At 50.9% G+C, this 23,891-nt stretch carries 21 protein-coding genes and 1 tRNA gene; 13 read left to right on the top strand and 9 right to left on the bottom strand.

Annotated features, from left to right (window positions below; all coding sequences use genetic code 11):
• The first annotated feature begins 42 nt into the window (after positions 1-42).
• Both KP80_RS10325 and KP80_RS10320 read left to right on the top strand, forming a co-directional pair.
• Positions 43-132: transfer RNA gene (locus KP80_RS10325), tRNA-Ser, on the top strand.
• A 598-nt stretch (positions 133-730) separates the two neighbouring features.
• Complete coding sequence (locus KP80_RS10320; RefSeq protein WP_052283558.1) at positions 731-1,360, top strand: winged helix-turn-helix transcriptional regulator; 630 nt, start codon at positions 731-733, stop codon at positions 1,358-1,360.
• Between the two features lie 76 nt (positions 1,361-1,436).
• On the opposite strand, the gene KP80_RS10315 is transcribed toward KP80_RS10320, so the two are convergent.
• From KP80_RS10315 to KP80_RS10305, 3 genes are all read right to left on the bottom strand, one after another.
• The gene (locus KP80_RS10315; RefSeq protein ID WP_052283557.1) at positions 1,437-1,823 is read right to left on the bottom strand and encodes a hypothetical protein; all 387 of its coding nucleotides are present in this window, start codon (positions 1,821-1,823) and stop codon (positions 1,437-1,439) included.
• 216 nt (positions 1,824-2,039) lie between these two features.
• Positions 2,040-3,689 (bottom strand): class I fumarate hydratase FumA, encoded by a 1,650-nt coding sequence (fumA, locus tag KP80_RS10310; RefSeq protein ID WP_052283556.1) that lies wholly within the window; start codon positions 3,687-3,689, stop codon positions 2,040-2,042.
• A 56-nt stretch (positions 3,690-3,745) separates the two neighbouring features.
• The gene (locus tag KP80_RS10305; RefSeq protein WP_197276153.1) at positions 3,746-5,260 is read right to left on the bottom strand and encodes an anion permease; all 1,515 of its coding nucleotides are present in this window, start codon (positions 5,258-5,260) and stop codon (positions 3,746-3,748) included.
• A 627-nt stretch (positions 5,261-5,887) separates the two neighbouring features.
• Here KP80_RS10305 and KP80_RS10300 point away from each other — a divergent pair.
• Both KP80_RS10300 and KP80_RS10295 read left to right on the top strand, forming a co-directional pair.
• On the top strand, positions 5,888-8,692 hold the full coding sequence (locus KP80_RS10300; protein ID WP_052283554.1) for a flavocytochrome c: 2,805 nt from the start codon (positions 5,888-5,890) through the stop codon (positions 8,690-8,692).
• A 66-nt stretch (positions 8,693-8,758) separates the two neighbouring features.
• Positions 8,759-9,724, top strand: a complete 966-nt coding sequence (locus KP80_RS10295) for an FAD:protein FMN transferase (RefSeq protein ID WP_052283553.1) — start codon at positions 8,759-8,761, stop codon at positions 9,722-9,724.
• On the opposite strand, the gene dcuR is transcribed toward KP80_RS10295, so the two are convergent.
• Both dcuR and KP80_RS10285 read right to left on the bottom strand, forming a co-directional pair.
• Positions 9,705-10,424 carry a two-component system response regulator DcuR gene (gene dcuR, locus KP80_RS10290; RefSeq protein ID WP_052283552.1) on the bottom strand — a complete coding sequence of 240 codons (720 nt, stop codon included), beginning with the start codon at positions 10,422-10,424 and terminating at the stop codon, positions 9,705-9,707. The two genes, KP80_RS10295 and dcuR, sit on opposite strands and share 20 nt — an antisense overlap.
• Positions 10,417-12,039 (bottom strand): sensor histidine kinase, encoded by a 1,623-nt coding sequence (locus tag KP80_RS10285; RefSeq protein WP_052283551.1) that lies wholly within the window; start codon positions 12,037-12,039, stop codon positions 10,417-10,419. Before KP80_RS10285 ends, dcuR begins: the two co-directional genes overlap by 8 nt.
• Before the next feature lie 168 nt (positions 12,040-12,207).
• On the opposite strand from KP80_RS10285, the gene KP80_RS10280 reads away from it, so the two are divergent.
• Positions 12,208-13,104, top strand: a complete 897-nt coding sequence (locus KP80_RS10280) for an N-acetylmuramic acid 6-phosphate etherase (RefSeq protein ID WP_052283550.1) — start codon at positions 12,208-12,210, stop codon at positions 13,102-13,104.
• 51 nt (positions 13,105-13,155) lie between these two features.
• Here KP80_RS10280 and ompC read toward each other — a convergent pair whose 3' ends face one another.
• The gene (gene ompC / locus KP80_RS10275; protein WP_052283549.1) at positions 13,156-14,343 is read right to left on the bottom strand and encodes a porin OmpC; all 1,188 of its coding nucleotides are present in this window, start codon (positions 14,341-14,343) and stop codon (positions 13,156-13,158) included.
• Between the two features lie 709 nt (positions 14,344-15,052).
• Between ompC and drpB the strand changes: the two genes are divergently transcribed.
• From drpB to KP80_RS10255, 4 genes are read left to right on the top strand one after another with little or no spacing between them, the layout of a single operon-like run.
• Complete coding sequence (gene drpB / locus KP80_RS10270; protein WP_052283548.1) at positions 15,053-15,334, top strand: cell division protein DrpB; 282 nt, start codon at positions 15,053-15,055, stop codon at positions 15,332-15,334.
• Positions 15,335-15,379: 45 nt separating this feature from the next.
• The gene (locus KP80_RS10265; RefSeq protein ID WP_052283547.1) at positions 15,380-16,087 is read left to right on the top strand and encodes a phosphohydrolase; all 708 of its coding nucleotides are present in this window, start codon (positions 15,380-15,382) and stop codon (positions 16,085-16,087) included.
• A 43-nt stretch (positions 16,088-16,130) separates the two neighbouring features.
• Positions 16,131-17,552 (top strand): DNA cytosine methyltransferase, encoded by a 1,422-nt coding sequence (locus tag KP80_RS10260; protein WP_052283546.1) that lies wholly within the window; start codon positions 16,131-16,133, stop codon positions 17,550-17,552.
• Positions 17,533-18,027, top strand: a complete 495-nt coding sequence (locus tag KP80_RS10255) for a very short patch repair endonuclease (RefSeq protein WP_052283545.1) — start codon at positions 17,533-17,535, stop codon at positions 18,025-18,027. The genes KP80_RS10260 and KP80_RS10255 overlap by 20 nt, the downstream gene beginning before the upstream one ends.
• On the opposite strand, the gene yedA is transcribed toward KP80_RS10255, so the two are convergent.
• Positions 18,002-18,913 carry a drug/metabolite exporter YedA gene (yedA, locus tag KP80_RS10250; protein ID WP_052283544.1) on the bottom strand — a complete coding sequence of 304 codons (912 nt, stop codon included), beginning with the start codon at positions 18,911-18,913 and terminating at the stop codon, positions 18,002-18,004. The two genes, KP80_RS10255 and yedA, sit on opposite strands and share 26 nt — an antisense overlap.
• 176 nt (positions 18,914-19,089) lie before the next feature.
• On the opposite strand from yedA, the gene KP80_RS10245 reads away from it, so the two are divergent.
• The 3 genes from KP80_RS10245 to dgcQ all read left to right on the top strand — a co-directional run bounded on the left by KP80_RS10245 (position 19,090) and on the right by dgcQ (position 22,315).
• Positions 19,090-20,001 (top strand): DUF808 family protein, encoded by a 912-nt coding sequence (locus tag KP80_RS10245; protein WP_052283543.1) that lies wholly within the window; start codon positions 19,090-19,092, stop codon positions 19,999-20,001.
• Between the two features lie 77 nt (positions 20,002-20,078).
• The gene (locus KP80_RS10240; protein ID WP_052283542.1) at positions 20,079-20,258 is read left to right on the top strand and encodes a YodC family protein; all 180 of its coding nucleotides are present in this window, start codon (positions 20,079-20,081) and stop codon (positions 20,256-20,258) included.
• A 392-nt stretch (positions 20,259-20,650) separates the two neighbouring features.
• The gene (gene dgcQ, locus KP80_RS10235; protein ID WP_052283541.1) at positions 20,651-22,315 is read left to right on the top strand and encodes a cellulose biosynthesis regulator diguanylate cyclase DgcQ; all 1,665 of its coding nucleotides are present in this window, start codon (positions 20,651-20,653) and stop codon (positions 22,313-22,315) included.
• Positions 22,316-22,636: 321 nt separating this feature from the next.
• Here dgcQ and KP80_RS10230 read toward each other — a convergent pair whose 3' ends face one another.
• Positions 22,637-22,843, bottom strand: a complete 207-nt coding sequence (locus KP80_RS10230) for a YodD family protein (protein ID WP_052283540.1) — start codon at positions 22,841-22,843, stop codon at positions 22,637-22,639.
• A 172-nt stretch (positions 22,844-23,015) separates the two neighbouring features.
• Between KP80_RS10230 and dsrB the strand changes: the two genes are divergently transcribed.
• Positions 23,016-23,204, top strand: coding sequence for a protein DsrB (gene dsrB, locus KP80_RS10225; protein ID WP_052283539.1), 189 nt, complete (start codon positions 23,016-23,018; stop codon positions 23,202-23,204).
• A gap of 53 nt (positions 23,205-23,257) precedes the next feature.
• On the opposite strand, the gene rcsA is transcribed toward dsrB, so the two are convergent.
• A complete protein-coding gene (rcsA, locus tag KP80_RS10220; RefSeq protein WP_052283538.1) occupies positions 23,258-23,881 on the bottom strand; it encodes a transcriptional regulator RcsA in 624 nt (207 codons plus the stop codon).
• Between the last annotated feature and the right edge of the window lie 10 nt (positions 23,882-23,891).

Raw genomic sequence — 23,891 nt, 5'->3', positions numbered from 1 at the left:
TTAAAATGCCAAATAACCTGGCATGATGGCAACCATCAAAACGGAGAGATGCCGGAGCGGCTGAACGGACTAGTCTCGAAAACTAGAGTAGGGGCAACTCTACCGGGGGTTCAAATCCCCCTCTCTCCGCCAATCAAATCACCTACCCCTCTGAATAATAAAAACTTTAATTGTATTCTTATTCTTCAGTATGCCAATCGGCATGTCATTTATCTTTGGCTTATTTTAGAACAGTTCAGATTCTGTTGAACGTCCTTTCAGCCGACAAACTATCACTTAGCTAACCTGACCAGATAGCGCTTTGCGACTATGTCATTCATTTTGTGAGCTAAGTCGTGTTGCTATGCAGAAATAATCCGCCTGTTTGAGAGGAAAGGATGACGTTGAAACCTATCTCATATTTCAGGAATAGCTTCGGTTTGCCAGCTTGCTCACGCAAGCGTTGACCTTTTCTTCGACACGGTATCTGGGCGGCGTAACTCTAGCGTCCGGATGCTTCCTCAAGACCCGTGTATTGATCCTAATACTCGACTCATGGGGCCGTAGAGCCTGACACTCAGGCGTGCAGGGCAGTGAAGACAAATTAACGATGGTGATATCTTGTTTATTTTTAAACGAGAACGTCGTTTTTTTCATCGTCTGGATATGGATAAATATCGAGTTGCGCATTTTCCACGAAGGTTTCGTTGCGCCCTATACTAGTGTTGATGACTGATGATCAGGTACTGCTATGCCTATTTTACCCCCCATTCGCCCAGAGCGGAGTATTCAGCGGTTGACTGCGCTGCTTGAACCGATTGCCGAAAAGGTCAAAGTGGTGCCGCGAAAGCGCGTGACATGGACCCATAAAAATCAGCCGCAGCTGTATCTTTTTTTAGCCGGAGAACTCTCCATTCTTCGCGCATCGGATGGATTGTTGATTGTCACCGTCTACGAACCTCATTTGTTTGGCATCGCCGAAATGATCCAACCCGTTCGTGGGCATCTACTGCGTGCCGAAACGGAATCAACCATCCTGCGGGTGGATGCTAAAACGGCGATGGAAACGTTTCGTCAGCATGATGCATGGGAAGATGCTGTTGCATTACTGTCCTACCATACGGCCTATCTTTTTTATCGTGATGCGTTAGTGGTACAACAAAAAACCTACTCTGTAATCCGCGACCATTTACAGGAAATGAGCATGCTGCCGGAAGAGACCAGAATGCGTATTTCAATCCTTGACTATATTCAGGAGCGAACTCATTTATCGCGAAGCAGCGTACTCAATGTGCTGTCGGCCTTAAAAAGCGGGGACTATATTGAATTCAAACGAGGCGGATATCTGGTTAAATTAAATAAACTCCCCGAACGTTTTTAGCCCCTGACGGCTGCCCCAAATCTACGCATCAACTCATTCACCGTTTTGGTTTTAAATCGATGTGCGGTGGATTTTATTATCCCTGAACTAGCGGCGTAAGAGAGGTATTGACCTGCTGAAGACCGCTAATGTTCTGTTCTTTCAGATAAAAATTATTCATCAATTGTATTTGATCGAGCCTTGAGAGCGACAGATAAACCTGATGCACCTGGCTGTGATCATCAAAAATATCGGCGGTTTTCACGTCTGACAAATAGACGGTTTTTAATTCCAGGGTCAGATTGTCGATAATGTGCTTATTCTGCTGGTGCAAGGAGATGAGTTCCTGCGCTGGCGCTGATGATTTTTGATTCGGCACTACCGGAATCTGTAACGCCTCGATTTTGACTAGTTTATCCGGTGGTGAAGAGCTGCAGGCGGTAAGCATTGCCATTACCAATACCGCGAGAGAGAGCTTATGCATGAATTTCCCTGATGAAGACAATAATGACGAGGCTTATTATCCCGTTGGGCGCTCACTCAGCGAGCGTTAATGAATTTAAAATTAAATTATGGGCACTGTTCTGTCGGACTTGCTGTCAGGTCTAATATTGATGGTATTACAGAGACAAAAAAGCCAGCATTGAAGCAATGCTGGCTTATACGTATAAACACCGACAGCCTGTCGGCGATGCTTTGGTTAGCGCTTAGTACATCCCGCGCATTGTGTATTCTGAATCTTCTGGAAGAAATCGTTGCCTTTATCATCAACCAGCACGAATGCCGGGAAGTTTTCGACTTCGATTTTCCAGATAGCTTCCATACCCAGCTCCGGATAGGCCACGCATTCCAGGCTCTTAATACTGCTTTGCGCCAGTACGGCAGCCGGGCCGCCGATGCTGCCAAGATAGAAGCCGCCGTGTTTCTGGCACGCGTCGGTAACCTGCTGGCTGCGGTTGCCTTTGGCCAGCATCACCATGCTAGCGCCGTGCGACTGGAGCAGATCCACATAAGAGTCCATGCGGCCTGCGGTAGTTGGACCGAGCGATCCCGAAGCGTATCCTTCTGGCGTTTTGGCTGGGCCTGCGTAGTAGATCGGGTGATCTTTAACGTACTGCGGCAGCTCTTCACCGTTATCGATGAGCTCTTTCAGCTTAGCGTGGGCGATATCACGCGCCACGATAATGGTGCCGTTCAGCGACAGACGGGTTGAAACTGGATGTGCAGAAAGCTGAGCCAGGATCTCGCTCATTGGTTGGTTCAGGTTGATGCTGACCGCATTGCCTTCACCCTGCTGACGCAGTTCTTCTGGGATGTACTGCGCTGGATTGTGTTCCAGTTTCTCGATCCAAATCCCATCACGGTTGATTTTGGCTTTGATGTTACGGTCGGCAGAGCAAGAAACCCCCATGCCGATCGGGCAAGAAGCCCCATGACGCGGTAGACGAATCACGCGAATATCGTGGGCGAAATACTTACCACCAAACTGTGCACCGAGGCCAAGGTTTTGCGCTTCGGTCATCAGTTCTTGTTCCAGTTTCACGTCGCGGAATGCCTGGCCGTGTTCGTTGCCTTCGGTTGGTAGACCATCGTAGTAGCGCGTAGAAGCCAGTTTCACGGTTTTCAGCGTCACTTCCGCTGAGGTTCCGCCGATAACAAAAGCGATGTGGTAAGGAGGGCAGGCCGCGGTGCCCAGCGTACGCATTTTTTCCACCAGATAATTTTTCAGCTTAGCCGGCGTAATCAGCGCTTTGGTTTCCTGATACAGGTAGGTTTTGTTGGCTGAACCGCCGCCTTTCGCGATACACAGGAATTTGTACTCGTCGCCGTCGACGCTATACAGATCAATCTGTGCCGGCAGGTTGGTACCGGTGTTGACCTCTTTGTACATATCCAGCGCAGCATTCTGCGAGTAGCGCAGGTTATCGGAAATATAGGTGTTATAGACCCCCTGAGACAGCGCAGCTTCATCACCGCCACCGGTCCACACGCGCTGGCCTTTTTTGCCCATGATTATCGCAGTGCCGGTGTCCTGGCAGGTTGGCAGCACACCCTTGGCGGCAATTTCGGAGTTACGCAGGAACTGCAGTGCAACGTATTTATCGTTTTCACTGGCGTCCGGGTCGGTGAGGATCGCGGCTACCTGTTTCTGATGGGAAGGACGCAGCATAAAAGCCGCATCGTGGAACGCCTGCTGAGCAAGCAGGGTAAGGGCTTCTGGTTCTACCTTTAACACATCCTGGCCATCAAACTGCGCGACGCTCACGTGCTCGCGGCTCAGCAGATAATATTCGGTGTCATCGTGGGCCAGCGGGAAGGGATTTTGGTAGAAAAACGGTTTGTTCGACATAGCTCTTCACTCCATAAAAATAAAACCGCCGGAAGTTGCCCCCCGACGGTTATGAATCAGAACATCATGGACATCCACGGGTAGCCGATGAGAAGCAAGGCTGCCAGGAAGATGCCGCCAAAGATGGTGCCAAGGCGCCAGTAATCTTTGGTTGGCAAATAGCCACTGCCATAGTAAATCGGGCTTGGGCCAGTGCCGTACGGGGTGATGATCCCCATGATACCCAGAGAGGTCACCATCAGCATGACGAACACGTTCATGTTCATGCCTGGAATCGTGGAGGCGATGGTTAGCATTGCTGGCAGCAGCGCGGTGGTGTGCGCGGTGGTGCTGGCAAACAGATAGTGCAGCAGGTAGAACGCCAGCAGCAGTACGATAGTGGCCACCCCCGGAGAGATGCCGCTCATCAGCATGCCGCCTTCTTTACCCAACCAACCGATAAAGCCGGTAGAAGAGAGGCCATCGGCCAGCGCCACCAGAGTGGCGAACCATACGAAGGTGTTCCACGCTGCTTTGTTGCCGGTGATATCGTTCCATTCCAGCACGCCGGTCCACAGCATCAGACCGATGATAAGCAGCGCAGCCATTGCGGGTTCAATCCAGGCAGCAGCGAAGATCCACATCATCAGTGCGCAGCAGACAAAGATCAGCAGCAGGATTTCGTTACGTGACAGTTTGCCCAGTTTTTCCAGCTCACGTGAGGCCCACAGCGGCACTTCATCGTTGATTTTGACTTCGGGTGGATAGAACCAGTAGGCCAGCAGCGGCATGACGAGGATCAACAGTACACCGACTGGCAGGAAGGCGATAAACCAGGTGCCCCAGGAAATGTTGATACCCACGATGCTTTTCACCAGTGCCAGCGCCAGCAGGTTAGGGGCGAGGGCAGAGAGGAACATGGAGCTGGTGATACAGGCGGCGGTAATCGCTACCCACATCAGATAAGAACCAATTTTACGCGCGCTTGGATCGTTTGGTTTTGAACCGTACAGCGGTGGCAAGTTGGCAATGATTGGGTAGATTGTCCCCCCGCTACGCGCGGTGTTAGACGGTGTGAACGGTGCCAGCAGCAGATCCGCCAGGGTAATGGCGTAACCCAGCGTCAGGCTGCGACGGCCAAGATATTTCACCAGAATCAGCGCCAGACGGCGGCCAAAACGGGTTTTGTCATAACCGGCCGCAAACATGAAGGCGCCGAAAATCAGCCACACGGTAGAGTTACCGAAGCCGCTAACCGCCCATTTAAAGGAGGCACCAGCCAGCTTGAACTTCTCGTCAGCCAGCTGTTCTGGACTGAACAGGACCCATTGGCTGCACAGGGCAATGGCAACCACACCGGTCAGGCCAATAACGGCGCCCGGCAGGGGTTCAAAAATCAGGCCGACAATGACGCCCACAAAGATAGCAAAATAGTGCCATGCGTAAGGAGGGAGTCCGTCTGGTACCGGAACAAAGAGCAACAGCACGGCCACGGCTATGGGTAGTGCCATCATCAGAAGGCGGTTTTTCTTTCCATCCTTCGGTTTACTCACCGGAGCCGGTGAGTGCGATGTCGCAGATTTCTCGTTCATATTACGCTTCTATAAGTAGTTAATAATTAGGTTCGCTAAAATTGCCGCTGCGCTTTTTTTAGTTATTTTACTTTTATTAGGTTTCAAAAGTGATGCTGGCAATTTTTTGTAAAAGCTGTTGGCGCTATTTTATTTAGCGCCAATTTAAAAAATTCTTATATTCATATAATGCGCTTTTAGACGCTATTGCAATTGATCGCGATCAAAAAAAATCAGAAGTAACGCTATTTTTAAATGTACGTGATTAACCCTATGTGATTATGGGGTTATTATAGACGGTAAGTCTATTATCTGAACTGTTTTTGGATGTTTTATGACGTTATTTATATATTTAACTCTTTGATTTTTATTGTTATTATTTTTAATCTTAACTGGTTTTACCACTTCGTGTTAGGTTGCAAATTGATTGCTATTTATTAAATTATTGTGAATAAAAATAAGGTAATAAATAACGCTATAGAGGTATTGGTGTTATTGAGGGGATTAAATAGTTTTATAACTAACGTAATGACTTTAGTAACTAAAATTATCGCTATATTAATAGCATGATATCGGCAGAACAAATAACTCAAATACAGACCGATCCCGAATTCTTGAATTTAATTTTTAAAGTTTGGAGTATCTATTATGAAAACTGATCATCGCGTATTCAGCTCCTTCACATTACCCAATGGCACCGAGCTTAAAAACCGCTTGTTTATGGCGCCAATGACCACCTGTGCGGGTTATTACGACGGTTCCGTCAGCAGTGAGCTGGTGGAGTACTATCGTGCACGTGCCGGGAGCATCGGCACTATCATCGTGGAATGCTGCTTTGTTGATGACCTGGGGTTAGCCTTCCCCGGTGCGCTGGGTATTGATAGTGACGAAAAAATCGCCGGTCTGGCAAAGATCGCCAACGCCATTAAATCCAAAGGTTCTAAAGCGCTGCTGCAAATTTATCACGGCGGCCGTATGGTCGATCCTAAACTTATCGGTGGTCGTACTCCGGTTGGCCCAAGCGCCGTCGCGGCACCACGTGATGGGGCGGCAACCCCAGCGGCGTTAACCGCCCAGGAAGTGGAAGGCATGGTTGGCAAGTTTGGTGATGCTGTCCGTCGTGCGATTCAGGCAGGTTTTGACGGCGTTGAGATCCACGGTGCAAATACCTACCTTATCCAACAATTCTATTCCCCGAACTCAAACCAGCGTGACGACGAATGGGGCGGCAGCCGCGACAACCGCGCGAAGTTCCCATTAGCGGTGCTGGAAATCACCCACAAGATGGTGCGTCAGTACGCTGACGATGCGTTTATTATCGGCTATCGCTTCTCGCCAGAAGAGATGGAAGTTCCGGGGATCCGCTTTGACGACACGATGTATCTGCTGGAGAAACTGGCTGCGCGCGGCCTGGACTACCTGCACTTCTCGGTCGGCGCAAGCCTGCGGCCGTCCATCGTAGAGACAAACGATCCTACCCCGCTGATTGAAAAATATGTGGCGATGCGTTCTGACGCACTGGCACAGGTTCCGGTAATGGGCGTGGGTGGCGTGGTGAATGAGAGCGATGTGGATAGCGCAATGGACCACGGTTACGACCTGGTTGCCGTTGGCCGTGCCTGCATTGCCTATCCTGACTGGGCTGACCGTATTGCCGACGCCCAGACGCTGGAACTGTTTATCGACAGTACGCAGCGTGAAGCGCTAAACATTCCTGAGCCACTGTGGCGTTTCTCGCTGGTTGAGGCGATGATTCGCGATATGAGCATGACCGTGTCGAAATTTAAACCGGGCGTGTTTATCGAAAAAGTGCAGGATGAAGCCGGCGAACTGGTTATCAATGTTAGCCTCGAAACTGACCGCATTGCCGATATCGAATTGACCGGCGGCGTCGATCAGGACGTGGAGTTCGTGACCAGCTTTGAAGAGATTCGTTCACGCATCCTCGATGCTAACACTCCACACGTTGATGCCATTTCTGGCGCAACCAGCCAGAGTGAGGCCGTTAAAAAAGCCGTTTCCAAGGCCATGGTGAAATCCAGTAAAGCGCTGCAGGCGGAAGAGGGCGGTGAAGCGTCAGCACCGCAGGCGTATGATGTTGTCGTCGTCGGCAGCGGCGGTGCCGGTCTCGCGGCTGCTATCCAGGCTCACGACGATGGTGCACGCGTACTGATCGTTGAAAAAATGCCAACTATCGGTGGTAACACCATTAAAGCGTCCGCCGGGATGAATGCTGCTGAAACGCGCTTCCAGCGTGTTAAAGGGATTCAGGATAGCAAAGAGCTGTTTTATGCCGAAACGCTCAAAGGCGGTCACAATAAGAACAACCCCGCGCTGCTGCGTCGCTTTGTCGAAACAGCCCCGCAGGCTATCGAATGGCTGGCTGACCGCGGCATTATGCTTAACGACATCACCACCACCGGTGGGATGAGCATCGACCGCACGCACCGCCCAAAAGATGGCTCCGCGGTTGGTGGCTATTTGATTAGCGGCCTCGTGCGCAACGTCACAAAACGTCAGATTGACGTCATGCTCGACACTTCTGTGGTCGATATTGTGATGGAAGGTGGTGAAGTTTCCGCTGTGCGTTTGCTGACCGATGAGAAAGAGAATCTCACCGTTCAAACGCGTAGCATCATTGTCGCAACCGGTGGTTTTAGTGCTAACAGTGAGATGGTTGTGAAATATCGTCCGGATCTCGCTGGCTTTGTGACCACCAACCATAAAGGTGCGACCGGTGGTGGTATCGCGCTGCTGGAGCGCATTGGCGCGGGTACGGTGGACATGGGCGAAATTCAGATTCACCCAACGGTTGAGCAGAAAACGTCTTACCTGGTATCTGAGTCCATTCGCGGTGGCGGGGCTATTCTGGTGAACCAGAGCGGTAAACGCTTCTTCAATGAGATGGATACCCGCGATAAAGTGTCCGCGGCGATCATTGCGCTACCGGAGCACTATGCTTACATCGTGTTTGATGAACATGTGCGTTCTAAAAACAAAGCGGCGGATGAATACATCGCTAAAGGCCTGGTAACAAGTGCTAGTACGCCGAGCGAACTGGCGGCGAAACTGGGTCTCGATGAAGCGGTGTTCCTGGCAACGCTTGCGCGTTATAACGACGCGGTGGCAAAACAGGACGACGAAGAGTTTGGCCGTAAAACCGCGCTGCGTGCACCGCTTAACGAAGGCCCGTATCATGCGATTCAGATTGCGCCGGGCGTGCACCATACAATGGGTGGTGTGACGATTAATACCGATACCAATGTGCTGAACACGCAAAAACAGGCAATTCCTGGTGCCTATGCGGCTGGGGAAGTGGTTGGCGGTATCCACGGCGGTAACCGCATCGGCGGCAATGCTGTGGCAGATATTATTATCTTTGGTACGCTTGCGGGTCATCAGGCCGCGATGCGTGCGCAGCAGGTGCCGTGGGCAATGCTTGAGTCAGCATAATTAAGCCCCGTAGCCCGGTTTCGCTTCGCGATACCGGGCTATCACCATCAATTAAAGGGGAATTGCATGTCAGACACCACAAGGGTTTACAGTTATTCCGCCGTCCTGATGGGCTCCCCCATCCTGCTTAAGCTTTTTTCCCACGACGAAGCACTCGCTTCCCGCGTTTTCCGCCTCATCAAACAGTATGAAGATCTCCTTACCGTTAACCGCGCACAATCGCAGGTGATGGATATCAACCATGCCGCGGGTCTTCGCGCGGTGGTGGTCAGTAGCCCGGTTTACAGCCTCATTAAATGCGCGAAAGCGGCGAGTATGCTGCCGGACAGCGCGTTTAATCTGGCCATTGGCCCGTTGGTGAAGCGTTGGCGTATCGGTTTTCGTGGCGATACCGTGCCGCCCGTTGAAGATATCGTCCGCCTGCTGGCCCTGACCGACCCCAGGCAGGTTGTGCTTAACGACGCCGAGCAGAGCGTTTTTCTCACCAAAGCGGGGATGGAAATCGATCTCGGCGCCATTGCCAAAGGCTATATTGCCGATCGCGTGCGCGATTATCTGCGTAAAGAAGGGGTTGTTCAGGGGCTGATTAACCTCGGTGGCAACGTGCAGACGCTAGGCACTCCAGAAGGAGGGTGGTCGATTGGGCTGAAGAAACCGTTCTCAACGTCTGCCTCGATGATTGGAACGCTGGAAATCGCCAATAAATCGGTGGTGACTTCCGGGGTATATGAACGTTTCTTTGAACATAACGGCCAGATCTATCATCACATTCTCGACCCACGCACCGGCTATCCGTTGAATAACGAGCTGGATAGCGTCACGATCGTCAGCGAAAATTCCATTGATGGCGATATCTGGACCACGCTGATGTACGGTATGGGCGTCGAAAAGGGCTGCGCAGCGCTGCGCGCACGACCCGATATCGAGGCGATTTTCGTCACCAAAGCGAAAGAGGTGGTACTGTCATCGAACCACCACTATCGCTTTACGCTGCTCGATAAGGATTACCGGCTTACTGGCAGTACTGTTTAAGCAGAGCGGACTGTTCTGGCTGAAGACGGTAGCGATAGACCGGGCGGCCGGTGGCCCCGTAGTGAATGCTGGTAAACAAGATATTAACCTGTGCCAACCAGATCAGATACTTACGGCACGATACGCGGGAAATATTCACCGCCTGCGCCAGGTCATCGGTAGAGAATTCGGTGTCTGGGTGGGCATCTATCCACTGGCACAGCGTACGCAGCGTCTGCGGCGTGAGGCCTTTTGGCAGGCGTTTGGTGTCCGCCAGTTCGGGCGTTCCACCGTGCAACAGACGGTCAACGTCAGCCTGTTCATAGTAAGAATGGCTACCCATCAGCTGTTTTTTCTCACGCCAGCTCAGCAGAGCTTCTTCGAAGCGCGGGAACTGGAACGGTTTTATCAGATAGTCCACGACGCCGTAGCGCATCGACGTCTGCACCGTGGCGGCATCAGAGGCGGATGAGATCATGATAACGTCGATGGCGCGCCCGGAATTTCGAACCACCGGGAGCAGATCCAGCCCATTATCCTGCTGCATGTAAACATCCAGCAGGATCAGGTCGATGGGTTGAGCGCGATCCTGGACTTTGTCTTTTGCCTGTTGCAGCGTCGAGGCGATCCCGATGCAGTCAAAACCGTCAACCCGCTCGATATAGCAGCGGTTCAGGTCGGCCACCATGGCATCATCATCGACAATCAAAACATTAATCACGCGTCGTTCCTCTCGAATCCCAGGGAATATGGACAAAAAATTGGGTAAATACGCCAGGCTCTGACTCGACGGAAAGGGTGCCGCCAAGATTCTCCGTTTGCTGGCGGGCCAGGAAAAGCCCGACGCCACGGTTCTCGCCTTTGGTTGAAAAGCCTTTATTAAAGATAGCGTCTATTTTCTCCGGCTCGATCCCCGGGCCGTCATCGCTGACCTCACCGCTTAACCAGCCATTTTGATAGTGCAGGAGCAGGCCGATTTCGCCTTCCCCTTGGGCTGTCATGGCATCCAGCGCATTCTCAATCAAGTTACCGAGCACCGTCACCAGTACCGCGACCTGAACTTCATTCGGATTATCAGGGATAAGACTCTCTTCAGCCAGCGTCAGATTAATTCCCAGATCGCCCGCTCGGTTGATTTTGCCCAGCAGGAAACCGGCGATAATTGGCGACTTAATTTTATGCTGCAACGTACCGATATCGGTCTGATAATTTTGGGCAGTTTGCAGAATGTACTCTTCGAGCTTGTCGTAGCGCTTCATGTGCAGCAGCCCCAGGATCACATGCAGCTTGTTCATAAACTCATGAGAATGGCTGCGCAGAGCATCAACATAGTTAACCAGGCCGTCCATCCGCTGCATTAACTGGCTGATTTCTGTTTTATCGCGGAAGGTGCTGATCGCACCAATCACGCGCTTGTTATTGCGTACTGGAACGGTATTGCACAGCAGTAGTCGGCCATTGCAGCCGATCTCCCGGTCCTCAATGGCATTGCCGCTGCCTAACACTTCTTTCAAATTGGCCAGCAGCGGGGCGTGCTGAGCCTCGCCAAGGGCAGTGCTGTTATTGGAAAAAAGGAACTCGCGTGCAGCCTGATTAATCAAGGTTACCCGGCCTTTATCATCGACGGCAATCACCCCTTCGCGCAGTGATTGCAGCATCGCCTGGCGCTGTTCAAACAGGCTGGAAATCTCATGCGGCTCGAGGCCAAAGAGGATGTTTTTAAGGACGCGGACCAACCCCCAGATACCGAGCGTGCCTACTATCGCGCTAAATAACACAAACCAGATGGCATTCCAGCGCGCGCGGTTAAGTTGTTCATCGACCTTTTGCAGCGAAATGCCGACGATGACCACGCCAATTTGCTGGCGGCTGTCGTTATAGATAGGGGTGAACACGCGGAGTGCTTCGGCCAGAACGCCGTGGTTAATCGACAGGTTTTCCTGGCCTTTCAACGCAGGTTGCAGATCGGCACCGATAAAGTGCTGGCCGATAAGATGAGTATTGGGGTGCGAGTATCGGACGGCGTCCATGTTGGTGACGACGGCGTAGAGCAGGCCGTTACGCTGCTGCACGGCTGTCGCAATAGGCTCAATAATATTCTGATCCGGCGGAAAGCTTAAGCCGCGTTTGACTTCGGGAGAATCTGCCAGCGTGCGCGCGATTGCAAAGGCGGTATCCTCCACGCCAGCGCGAGTGGCTTTGGTAATTTGAATGAAGTAGAAGGCGTAGACCACCAACAGGACGGAAAAAATGACGCTACAAACCATCAGCGTGACCAGCGTACTGAGCTTCATTGGGCGCTTTGGATGGGGCTGAGGTTGCTGCTTGTTGCGCATTAAAACCTTCACTTATCAATAGCAAAAACACATTATCGCCGATGTTACTCAATACATAAAGCGGTCACCTCCTTACAAAAGCTCACGCCTCTTTGTGACCGCACTCGCAGAGCTATCCATATAAAACACTTTAGTATTACTGGAGAACCCATAATAAGGAGTCCGTTTATGAGCATTAAGCTTGCAGGTTCAGTCATGGAACGACGTAGCTCGACGACGGCTGAAATTGATAGATTGTCTACCCGCGACATGTTGGGTGTTCTTAACCAAGAAGATAAATGTATTGCTGAGGCGGTAAACCTTTGTCTTGATGATATCACCAGGTTGGTTGATACCGCGGTGACAACCCTAAGCCACGGTGGGCGAATTATACTCGCTGGCGCGGGGGCTTCAGGGCGCAATGCCATTATCACCGCCAATGAATATGCACCGGATGATAAACATCCATTGGTGGGGCTGGTTGCCGGTGGTGCGCTGGCGATGCTGCACAGCATGGGTGAAGCTGCACAAGATTATAATCGCGGTGTTCTCGATCTTCAGGCGATAGGGTTCACACAAAAAGATATGCTGGTGGCACTGACGGTGGAGGGGAAAACACCGTGGCTGTGGGGGGCGTTGCGTCATGCCTGGTCATTGGGGGCGCCACGTGCAGTGATCACCCGTTACGTACCGAGCGAAGCAACCGAACTGGCCGATATTATTATTGCACCGCAAACCGGTGCTGAAGCCGTGGCTGGCTATGGCAGCCCGAAGGCAATTGCGGCACAGAAAATGGTGCTGTCAATGTTGACCACCGCGCTGGCTATCCGCAGTGGGCGGGTTTATAGCAATATGCGTGTCGATATCCGCGGCACGACTCTACAGATGATGGAGCGGCAGATTGCAATTGTGATGGCTGCCGGGAACTGTACCCGTTCGGCAGCAAAAGCCGCACTGGAAAGCTGCGACCATCACTGCAAAACCGCCATTCTGATGGTATTAACCGGCATGGACGCGTGGAAGGCTCATGAGCTTCTGGCTCAAAACAATGGGTTTGTCCGTGTGGCGTTGCAAGAAGCACCTTAACGGTGAAGATACAAAAAAGCCCGCATGATGCGGGCTTTTTTTACTGTGCGATTAGAACTGGTAGTTCAGACCAACGCCGAGAATGTTATCGGTAGAGATACCGTTAGCATGGTAGAAATTGGAGGAGCTATCCAGCAGGTTGACCTTGTAGTCAACGTAGGTGGACATGTTTTTGTTGAAGTAGTAGGTTGCGCCTACGTCAACGTAGTTCACCAGATCCTGGTCGGTCAGGTAAGAACCGTTGTCGTTGTGGTGAACGCCAACATCATAACCACGCGAGTAAACCCAGGCCAGGGATGGGCGCAGACCGAAATCGAACAGGTACTGTGCGGTGACTTCGAAGTTCTGCGTTTTGTTGGCGATACCATCGTCGCCAAACGGGGTCATGTTACGCGTTTCAGCGTACATCATCGCCAGATAAACGTTGTTGAAGTCGTATTTCGCGCCCAGAGTCCAGACTTCAGCTGTATCACCGCCAGCGCGGACGCTGCCGTTTTTACCGTTGCCGTAGTTGTTGTATGTACCGCGAGAGGCAACCTGGTCGTTGGTACGGTCAGAAGCGCCGTACGCTGCACCGATGCTCAGGCCATCCAGTACAGGGAAGGCTTCGCCGAATTCATAGGTGGTAGACATGCTGTAACCATCACCGTTCTGGAAGCGAACGTCATTGTGACCGTTTTTAGTGCCTTCCTGATGATTTGAACCATCTTCGTTAGCGCCCTGGTACTGCAGCGCGAAGTTCCAACCTTCAACTTCGCCAAAGAAATCGGTATTACGGTAAGTCGCGACGCCGTTGGTACGGCCCACCATAAAGTTATCGGTCCAGGTATAGGAATCGCCGCCGAATACCGGCAGCATATCGGTCCAGCCTTCAATGTCATAGATCGTACCGTAGTTACGACCGTAATCGAAGGAACCGTAGTTAGCATACTTCAGACCTGCAAAGGCAAGGCGGTTGAAGGATTTGTCACCTGCGCCTTCGGTATCATTAGCGTAGGTTTTGTATTCCCACTGAGCATAGCCAGTCAGTTCGCTGTTGATTTGCGTTTCGCCTTTAAAACCGATCTGAACATAGGTTTCGTCGCCGTCATCGCCGGCGTTATCAGAAAAGGTATGACGGGCATCAACTTTGCCATAAAGATCAAGTTTATTACCGTCTTTATTATACAATTCAGCCGCATTAACCGCGCCTGCTACCAATAAAGCGGGGATCAACACTGCCAGTGCTTTAATTTTCATTATATTTTCCTTTGCATTATCACGCATATTAATAAGGTAACGTCATCCGGCGTTACTGGTCTGCATACTATATTGGGAGTTCATTTTGTTTTACGATATAAATGTAATTAAAATATATAAAATATTTCAAATTATTTCATTTATAATTAAATTGATATGATTGTATTTAAATAATTACTTTGGTGTATTTAAATGTCTGTTTTATATGAATTAAATTATTTAAGCGGAAGATTAATTGAAATGATGTATATATGAACTGATTGAATGTGAATACATGATGTTATTAATGAGCATGCCAATTACGCGATCAAAATGAGTGATTATTACAATGATTGAATTCGCAATGATAGATTTCTTTCTATAATAAAATAACGTTTATTCAAAGAGGGTTTCTTATTGATTGAGGGAATGGAAATAAGCATTTAAGAACTTAATGGTATATTTAAAATTCCATAATGCGGAGCCATGCGTTGATGATTTGATGATATCGACTGTATTTCATCCCCCTCGTTAAGCAATGGGCTTCGTGAGGTGAGAGGGGAGGATAGGCTTTGCGAAGCAAAATTGCCGAAGATCAAAAGAGCGCCACTTCGTTACGTTGTAGCCTTCCCGAAGACTACCGTGCTGGGCTTAAATTGTTATAATGTGATTATCGTCACATTTATTGTGGTGTTATCGCTGTTGGTCATTTTCGTGTGGTGAGAGTTTTATGGAAGAAAGGATGAATCGCGGCCCTGGCGGAAGACTGGCGTTATGGGTTTTCTACGCGTTTTGTGGTTACTTTGTCTGGGCAATGGTGCGCTACGTTTGGGTTATCAGCGCGGTGCAAACGATCCCTGGAGCCACAATTGACGGTGAGATCGGCTCCACTAGCGGCAAATGGCTAGGGGCGATACTGGGTTTTTTACTGCTCAGCATCGTAGGGGCCCTGCTTGGAGGAATTGCCTGGTATACGCGTCCTCGTCCGCCGGAGCATGAAGAGCGTTCGTAATATTGCTATGCTGAGGTTCGACTAACACCTTCAGGCATGGATGGAATGGATCTCTCGACGTGGCAGCAGCAAATTGAACTGTGGTTTAACGAACATTATAACGGCGGCGATGCTTCACATGATATTGCGCATTTCCGCCGGGTATGGCATTCCGCGCAGCGGATTGCCAGCGGTCAGAGAGTTGACTTAACCGTCGTCCTTTTTGCCAGCTATTTTCACGATCTGGTCAGCTTACCGAAAAATCACCCCGAACGCGCACGTTCTTCGGCTTTATCGGCCGAGCAGACGCTTAAAATTTTACCCCGTGACTTCCCGCTCTTCCCCCCTGAACGCTACGCTGACGTTGCCCATGCTATCGAAGCGCACAGCTTTAGCGCGCAGATAACGCCCCAAACGATGGAAGCTAAAATCGTGCAGGATGCGGATCGCCTGGAGGCGCTTGGTGCAATTGGGCTGGCGCGCGTGTTTGCCGTGTCTGGGGCGATGAATACCGCGCTTTTCGATGCTGACGATCCCTTCGCGGATAACCGCTCGCTGGATGATAAGGCCTACGCGCTTGACCATTTTCAGACTAAATTACTGCGCCTGCCAGGGACCATGCAAACCGAAAAAGGGCGCGAGATGGCGCAGCGTAATGCCGATTTCCTTGTCCAGTTTATGGCTAAATTAAGTGCCGAACTGGCTGGCGATCCTATCTCGCTGGATGCTGATGTACTCAGACGATTCGCGGCGCATGACCTGCGCAAATTATGATAATCTCTGACTAATTTTCCTTTTTCTGTATCTGGTCAATTTTATGCAACAGCGAGTCTTATTAAACGAAGCCGCGGTGGAACCTGAGCCGGATGCTCAGGCACTGCTCCAGCATATTCTGGAGATTTATGATCTTAAGACCGTTGTCGCCGAGCTTGCTGCTGTAGGGGAACAGCACTGGAGCCCGGCCATCGTCAAACGCGTTGTGGCACTTTCTCGCGCTAACGCGCGTTTAACTGAGAATGAGCGTGCCCATTTAGTCACCATGTTGCCGAAACCATCGGCTAATCATCCGCACTATGCGTTTCGATTTGTCGATCTCTTCGCTGGGATTGGCGGAATTCGCAGTGGATTTGAGGCTATCGGCGGGCAGTGCGTTTTCACCAGCGAGTGGAACAAACACGCGGTGCGTACTTATAAAGCCAACTGGTATTGCGACCCGCAGGAACATCAGTTCAATGCTGATATCCGCGATGTGACGTTAAGTCATCAGCCGCAAACCAGTGACAGCGACGCCAGGGCGCATATTCTTGATGCGATTCCACAGCATGATGTACTGCTAGCAGGCTTTCCCTGTCAGCCGTTTTCGCTGGCCGGGGTGTCGAAAAAAAATGCCATGGGGCGAGCGCATGGTTTTGCCTGCGATACCCAGGGAACGTTGTTTTTCGATGTGGTGCGTATTATTGATGCTCGCAGGCCACCTATTTTCGTGCTGGAAAACGTCAAAAATCTGAAGAGCCACGATAACGGCAAAACCTTTAGAATCATTATGCGAACGCTTGATGAATTGGGTTATGAAGTGGCCGATGCGGCGGCAATGGGAGCCGATGATCCGAAAATTATCGATGGTCAGAATTTCCTTCCTCAGCACCGTGAACGTATTGTGCTGGTAGGCTTCCGCCGGGACTTAGGGCTGCATGAGGGTTTCACGCTGCGTGATATTCCAACGCTTTTCCCTACGCATCGCCCAACCTTTGGTGAGCTGCTGGAGCCGACGGTCAATGCGAAATTTATCCTGACGCCGGTACTGTGGAAGTATCTCTATCGTTACGCGCAAAAGCATCAAGAGAAGGGCAATGGTTTTGGCTATGGCCTGGTTGATCCAACTCGTGCAAGCAGCGTGGCCCGGACGCTATCGGCGCGTTACTACAAAGATGGTGCCGAGATCCTTATCGATCGGGGCTGGGATCGGGCGTTGGGGGAAAAAGATTTTGATGATCCACAGAATCAACTGCACCGTCCGCGCCGCCTGACGCCGCGCGAATGCGCACGCCTGATGGGGTTTGAAGCGCCGCAGGGGTACCGTTTCCGTATCCCCGTATCGGATACGCAGGCCTACCGCCAGTTCGGTAATTCTGTCATCGTGCCGGTATTTGCCGCCGTAGCGCGTCTACTGGAGTCTCGCATTTTGCAGGCCGTGGCGCTACGTGATGTAGACAAGAAAAATGGCCGACGTACACGATAAGGCGACTCGCAGTAAAAATATGCGCGCAATCGGTGCGCAGAACACCGCGATTGAAAAACGGATGGCAGCGTTACTGGATTCTCTGGGTCTGCGCTGGCAGGCGCAGGACAGCAGCCTGCCAGGCCGCCCCGACTTCACCCTCAATGACTACCGCTGTGTAATATTCACCCACGGCTGCTTTTGGCATCACCACGATTGTTACTTGTTTAAGGTTCCCGCCACTCGAACCGAGTTCTGGCTGAACAAAATTAATGGCAATGTCCAGCGCGATACACGTGATATGAAGCGGCTATGCGAGCAGGGCTGGCGGGTTTTGGTGGTATGGGAGTGTGCGCTACGTGGACGGATGAAGCTTAACGACGCCCAGTTATGCGAGCGATTAGAGGAGTGGATCTGCGGCGGCGAAAGCAGCGCGCAGATCGGCACTCAGGGAATATCACATCTGGACGTTACTTCTGCGCCTGACACGCAATAGCTGCACTTTTCGCTGGAAACAGATACTTCCCAAGCGTGACCAGCACCACCGCCGCAATAATAATGGCCAGCGCCAGCCACTCAATCGCCGATAAACTCTCACCGTTGAAACTGGTGCCTAGCAGTACCGCCACCACTGGGTTCACGTAGGCATAGCTGGTTGCGACCGCGGGTGTCACGTTGCGAATGAGATACATGTAAGCGTTGATGGCGATAATGGAGCCAAAGATCGCCAGATAGCCCACGGCGAGGAAACCACGTAAATCAGGCATGGTGGTCAACCGTTCGCCGCTAAACAGTGACGCAATCATCAATACAATCCCTGCCGCCAGCATCTCGATGGCACCGGCCATCATACCGGTCGGCAGCGTGATCCGCGAACCGTATACCGAACCGAATGCCCAGCTCAGAGAACCGATTAAAATCATCAATGCGCCCCACGGGTTGCCGCTGAGGTTACCACCGCTGTTGAGCAGGACGATCCCGGCAAGGCCAATCGCAATCCCTAACCACTCCAGCTTACGCGTTGCGATGCCAAAAAAGCGGCTAAAGCACAGCGTGAATAGAGGGACTGTCGCCACCATAACCGCAGCAATGCCGGAAGGCACGTGCTGGTGTTCCGCTACTGTTACCATGCCGTTGCCGACTGCCAGCAAAAGGATGCCTATCAGCGCTGCGTTGAGCAGCGGCTTGGGCGCAGGTAAACGATGGCCAGTCGCCAGTAGGAAGACCATCAGGACGATACCCGCCGAGAGAAAACGTATGCCCGCCATCATTAGCGGTGGCCAGCTGGCGACGCCGATACTGATAGCAAAGTAGGTTGATCCCCAAATGATGTACAGGGCGAAAAGCGCGCCAACAAGCGGTAATAGATGTTTAAAACGCATACTTCCTCACGGCAAAATAGCAAGCAGGCAGATAGTAAACGCCAAAACTACCTCGCTGGCGAGTCCTTTAATTTAGGGGCTTAATGTTGTGTTTATGTTATTAATATGTATCACTTACTCCCGGCGCTTTTTTGCTTCATACTTTGTTATCAACACAAAAATGAAGGATGTCCCTTGTGGCAGGAAGTAGCTTATTAACCTTATTAGATGATATCGCCACCTTGCTGGATGATATTTCGATGATGGGCAAGCTGGCGGCGAAGAAAACCGCGGGCGTGCTGGGTGATGATTTGTCCCTCAATGCTCAGCAGGTCTCGGGCGTTCGCGCCAACCGCGAGCTGCCGGTAGTGTGGAGCGTAGCGAAAGGTTCGCTGCTCAATAAGGTCATTCTGGTGCCGCTGGCGCTGCTGATTAGCGCTTTTATACCTTGGGCCGTCACGCCGTTGTTAATGGTTGGTGGGGCTTACCTCTGTTTTGAAGGGGTAGAAAAAGTGATGCATACGCTGCATGAGCGTAAGCATAAGGGCGATGATGCCGCTCGCCAGCAGCGGCTGGAGGCCATTGCACAGCAAGACCCCGGGACCTACGAACGTGACAAAGTGAAGGGGGCGATTCGTACCGACTTTATCTTGTCGGCTGAAATTGTGGCTATCACGTTAGGAATTGTTGCCGAAGCGCCGCTATTGAATCAGGTACTGATCTTATCTGGTATCGCTGTACTGGTGACGGTAGGCGTCTATGGGCTCGTTGGCGTGATTGTGAAGCTCGATGATATGGGCTACTGGCTGGTTGAAAAAAGCAGCGCGCTGGCTCGGGTTGTGGGTAAAGGCCTACTGGTTGTCGCGCCGTGGCTAATGAAGGTTCTCTCTGTTGTTGGGACGTTGGCGATGTTTTTGGTCGGCGGCGGGATAGTGGTGCACGGCGTTGGGCCTTTGCATCACGCCATCGAAAGCTTCGCAGCCGAGCAGGCCCCATGGATTGCGCTGCTGCTGCCAACGCTTGCCAACCTGGTACTGGGTTTTGTCATCGGTGCTGTGGTGTTGGCCGTCGTGAATGGGATTTCTCGCCTTCGTAAGAGTCATGCATAAAAAATGCTGCCCTGGTACGCAAACCGAACGGGGATCAGCTAAGGTGAAACTGTTTCACCCTGATACCGGAGGCAATAATGGTCTTTTTGGTCAGTGATGAAGTCCGGCCCAAAAATGGTGGGCCGAATATGGTCGTAACGGGGTATGCCAGTGGGATGGTTGAGTGCCGCTGGTATGATGGATTTGGCGTCAAGCGGGAAGCGTTTCGCGAAGATGAGCTGATACCCGGCGATTTACATAAACAAGAAAAGGCGTAATGACCGCGTCTACGCCCGGCGAATGCCGGGCGCTTTAAACTCGATATACGGCAAGTTGCAAGTGCGTTGGCGGCCTTCGCTCACCCGGATAAGCGGTATCGCTCACCGGGATTGAACGCGAGACATCCTGTGTCTCACCGCAGGCCTGCGTTTGGTTGGTCAGATTCGTTGCAAACGAGTTTATCTCTTACCAACTTCCGCCGGTAATCCACCTTATTTTGAGTTGTTAATGACCTATTTCTCAGTCTTTGTCGTCGCGTGAAGTCGTGGAGCATCATGAATTATCAGCAGCAGAGTAGTGTTAAAAAAGATAGCGATGTGGTGATGAACAAGAAACAAAGGGGGCAAAAGTGCATCCCTTGACGGTAAAGACCGCTGCCTCACCTCCTGGAATGTGGGCGAGGCTGACACGACGCATACGGCCAGAACGGGTTGTCAACATCTGCTTTCTGGTGGTGGTGTTGTTTTCGACGCTGTTGACCTGGCGTGAAATCATCGTGCTGGAGGAGGCCTATATCTCCAGCCAGCGTAATAACCTGAAAAATGTCGCCAACGACATGGACGCGCAGCTTCAGTTTAATACCGACAGATTGCTGTTCTTCCGCAATGGTATGCAGTCGGCACTGCAGATCCCACTGGCTTTTGAAATTCTGCGTACCGCAGAACAAGAGTTCGAACGCCAGCGGACCTTGCCGGACTGGCGTATTTCCCTCAATAACAACCGGACACTGCCGCTCACCGGCGTTTCAGACACGTTCGTCGAACACACGCAGCTGCTGTCGCGCGATAACCCCCTGTTGGGGAACGAGTTCATGGCGAGCATTGAGCTTGGCTATCTGCTGCGTCTGTCATCGCTCACCCGTCAGCATGTCTCGCGTTTCGAAACGCACATGATCTATGTTTCTCGCGCGGGTTTCTTCCTCAGTACCGAAGCGGAACAGCAGGGCAGTATCACAGAATACTTCTATAAGCTGGCGACCAGTCCTTGGTTTACGGCGCAGTCACAGCGCAGTAATCCCGATCGCGGTGTCAAATGGCTGACCACGTTTAACGAAGATAAACCCCCGACGGCGGAGATGGTGATTGCCGCCGTGCCGCTGGATTATCAGCAATACTGGTTCGGTGTGCTGGCTATTCAACTGTCGGTTAATGAAGTCACTCAGTTTCTGACCCAATCTGTCGAAGAAGGAGATGATGGTGAATACCAGCTCTACGATCGGCGTATGAATCTGATTGCTTCTTCCGAGCCGATTTCCTCGCGGCGCGCCCAGCTGTCGCAGGAAATTCAGGCGCAGCTCGCGCATGCTTATGAGAGTGACAATGAAGGCAGCGTCCGTCAGGTACAGCGTTTTATCAGTTGGGAAAAACTGCGTAATTTTGATGGCGTGCTGCTGCGTATTCACAGCCTTGACGACGGTATTCGCGGCGATTTCGGGAGTATCAGTATTGCCCTGACGCTTTTATGGCTGCTGTTTAGTTCGATGCTGCTGATCTCGTGGGCCGTGATTCGCCGCATGGTACGTAATATGTCATCGCTTCAGGACTCTCTGGAGTGGCGAGCGTGGCACGATATGCTGACGCGGCTGTATAACCGTGCGGCGCTATTTGAGCGTGCAGGTAAAGCGCTTGAAGTCTGCCAGCAGAAAGGGCAACCGATGGCGGTAATCCAGCTCGATCTCGACCACTTCAAAGGGATTAACGATAAGTACGGGCATCAGGCGGGCGACCGGGTTCTGGTGTATATCGGCCGGGTGTTGATGAATAAAATCCGCAAGCACGATATCGCCGGGCGTGTCGGTGGCGAAGAGTTCTGTATTGTGCTGCCAGGAACCACGCTGGAACAGGCGCGCAATGTGGCTGAGCGTATTCGGGAGAGCATCAATAGCCGGGAAATTCTGATAGGTAAAAAACAGACGATCCGGGTCAGTGCTTCGCTCGGGGTGTGCTGTAGCGAGGAGTTGCAACGCTATGATTTCGAGCATCTACAATCCATCGCCGATAGCCGTTTATATCAAGCGAAAAAGAGCGGTCGAAATCGGGTTTGTACGGAAGATTAGGGGCGATGCTCATAAATGGTGGCGTAGCACATAAATTTTACTTATGGATAAAAATTTAACTAAGAAAAATCTCAAAGCCCAAATAGCGAATATTTGGGCGTGAGGTTTTCAACCTACTGATTTATATAGCTGAAGCAAGACTCTGAAGGAAATAAGGATGTTAAATGAGACTTATTTATTAGATGAATAAGTCTTGTCATTCGAAATAAACGAAGATAATGTTTCATCCACGTCAGATTTCCTGATGTAACGAATATTTCAATGCTTCTTGCTTCGGCAAGGTTGATCCCGACGCGTAGGTGTCGGGATTTTTTTATCTGTCTAGCGCGTGACTTCCGTGACGCTGAAATCATGGATATCCAGCTCGAAGGCTTCAGCCAGTTCATGCCAGGTATGGTATTCGCGGCCGTCAACGCTAACATGATGCGGATCGTCTGCGGTGCGATGGATTTCGCTTTCGCTAATTTCATTGATGGCTGCCAGCAGCGCATCAACATTTACCCCCCGAGGGTTAATGTTCGTTTTCATCACCGGTACCTTTTTTACACTCCCTGTATAATTATACATCGGTTGCATGTTTTTGCTCATTTTTTGAACAGTCAATGGTAAGCGACGGATTAATAGGCGGTTATGCAGCAATGCGCTGTCAGGGAGGCAATTTTGTTCTACACTGGGCTAAACCAATCAGGAGATGACGTTTATGCAAGTTAACGATCGTGTGACGGTCAAGACCGATGGGGGGCCACGTCGCTCCGGTGTTGTTTTGGCGATTGAACAGTTCAATGAAGGGACAATGTATCTGGTGGCGCTGGAAGATTATCCGCTCGGGATCTGGTTCTTCAATGAACAGGGACATCCTGATGGCATTTTTGTGGAAGGTGCCGAATAGTATTTTTGACACCTGGCGGTAGACATACCGCCAGTTTCCCTGTCTCGCGAGTCCTAACGCATATTTACAAAGATGCCTGAAGTGACGTTCTCTGCCAGGCGAACCACATGGTAGATAACCTGTTTGTTGTGCGTTTTAATCTTTCTTTTAATATTACCCTTATGTGACGATACCGTTTTGGCTTTAATATTCATCTGATCGGAAATTTGTATCGTCCCTTGACCTGACATCCACATTTTTAGCATGCTGGATTCCGTACGACTTAATGATAATGTCGATACGTTATTTTGCTTTACATCCGCTGTTTCTTTTTTCAGATAATTCTCCAGAATAATGTCTAGCGTTTCTGGCTTAATCGATTTGGAGCTAATTAACAGATTACTCCTAACCATCAAATATTCGTCAAAATGAATATTTGCGATTGCCATAAACACAATGAACAAAGTCCTGGGGTGTTGATTAATGATCTGCTTGATATGCAGACTGCTTTGCACATCATGAATAAAACAGTCCTCATTAATGAACACGACAGAGGGACGTCGCGCTAAACAGATTTCTTCAAGCCCGTCTACGCTGTCTACATTGTCAATATCTCTTTTCTTCACTCCACGACTGGCCAGGTATCCGGTTAACCCTAGCCGCGTGTAACTGCATATATCCATAATAATCGTTGACATGGCATACCCT

Source organism: Kluyvera genomosp. 1, assembly GCF_001266615.1.
Classification (GTDB): Bacteria; Pseudomonadota; Gammaproteobacteria; order Enterobacterales; family Enterobacteriaceae; genus Kluyvera; species Kluyvera cryocrescens_A.
This window is presented reverse-complemented; position numbering and strand designations above follow the sequence as displayed.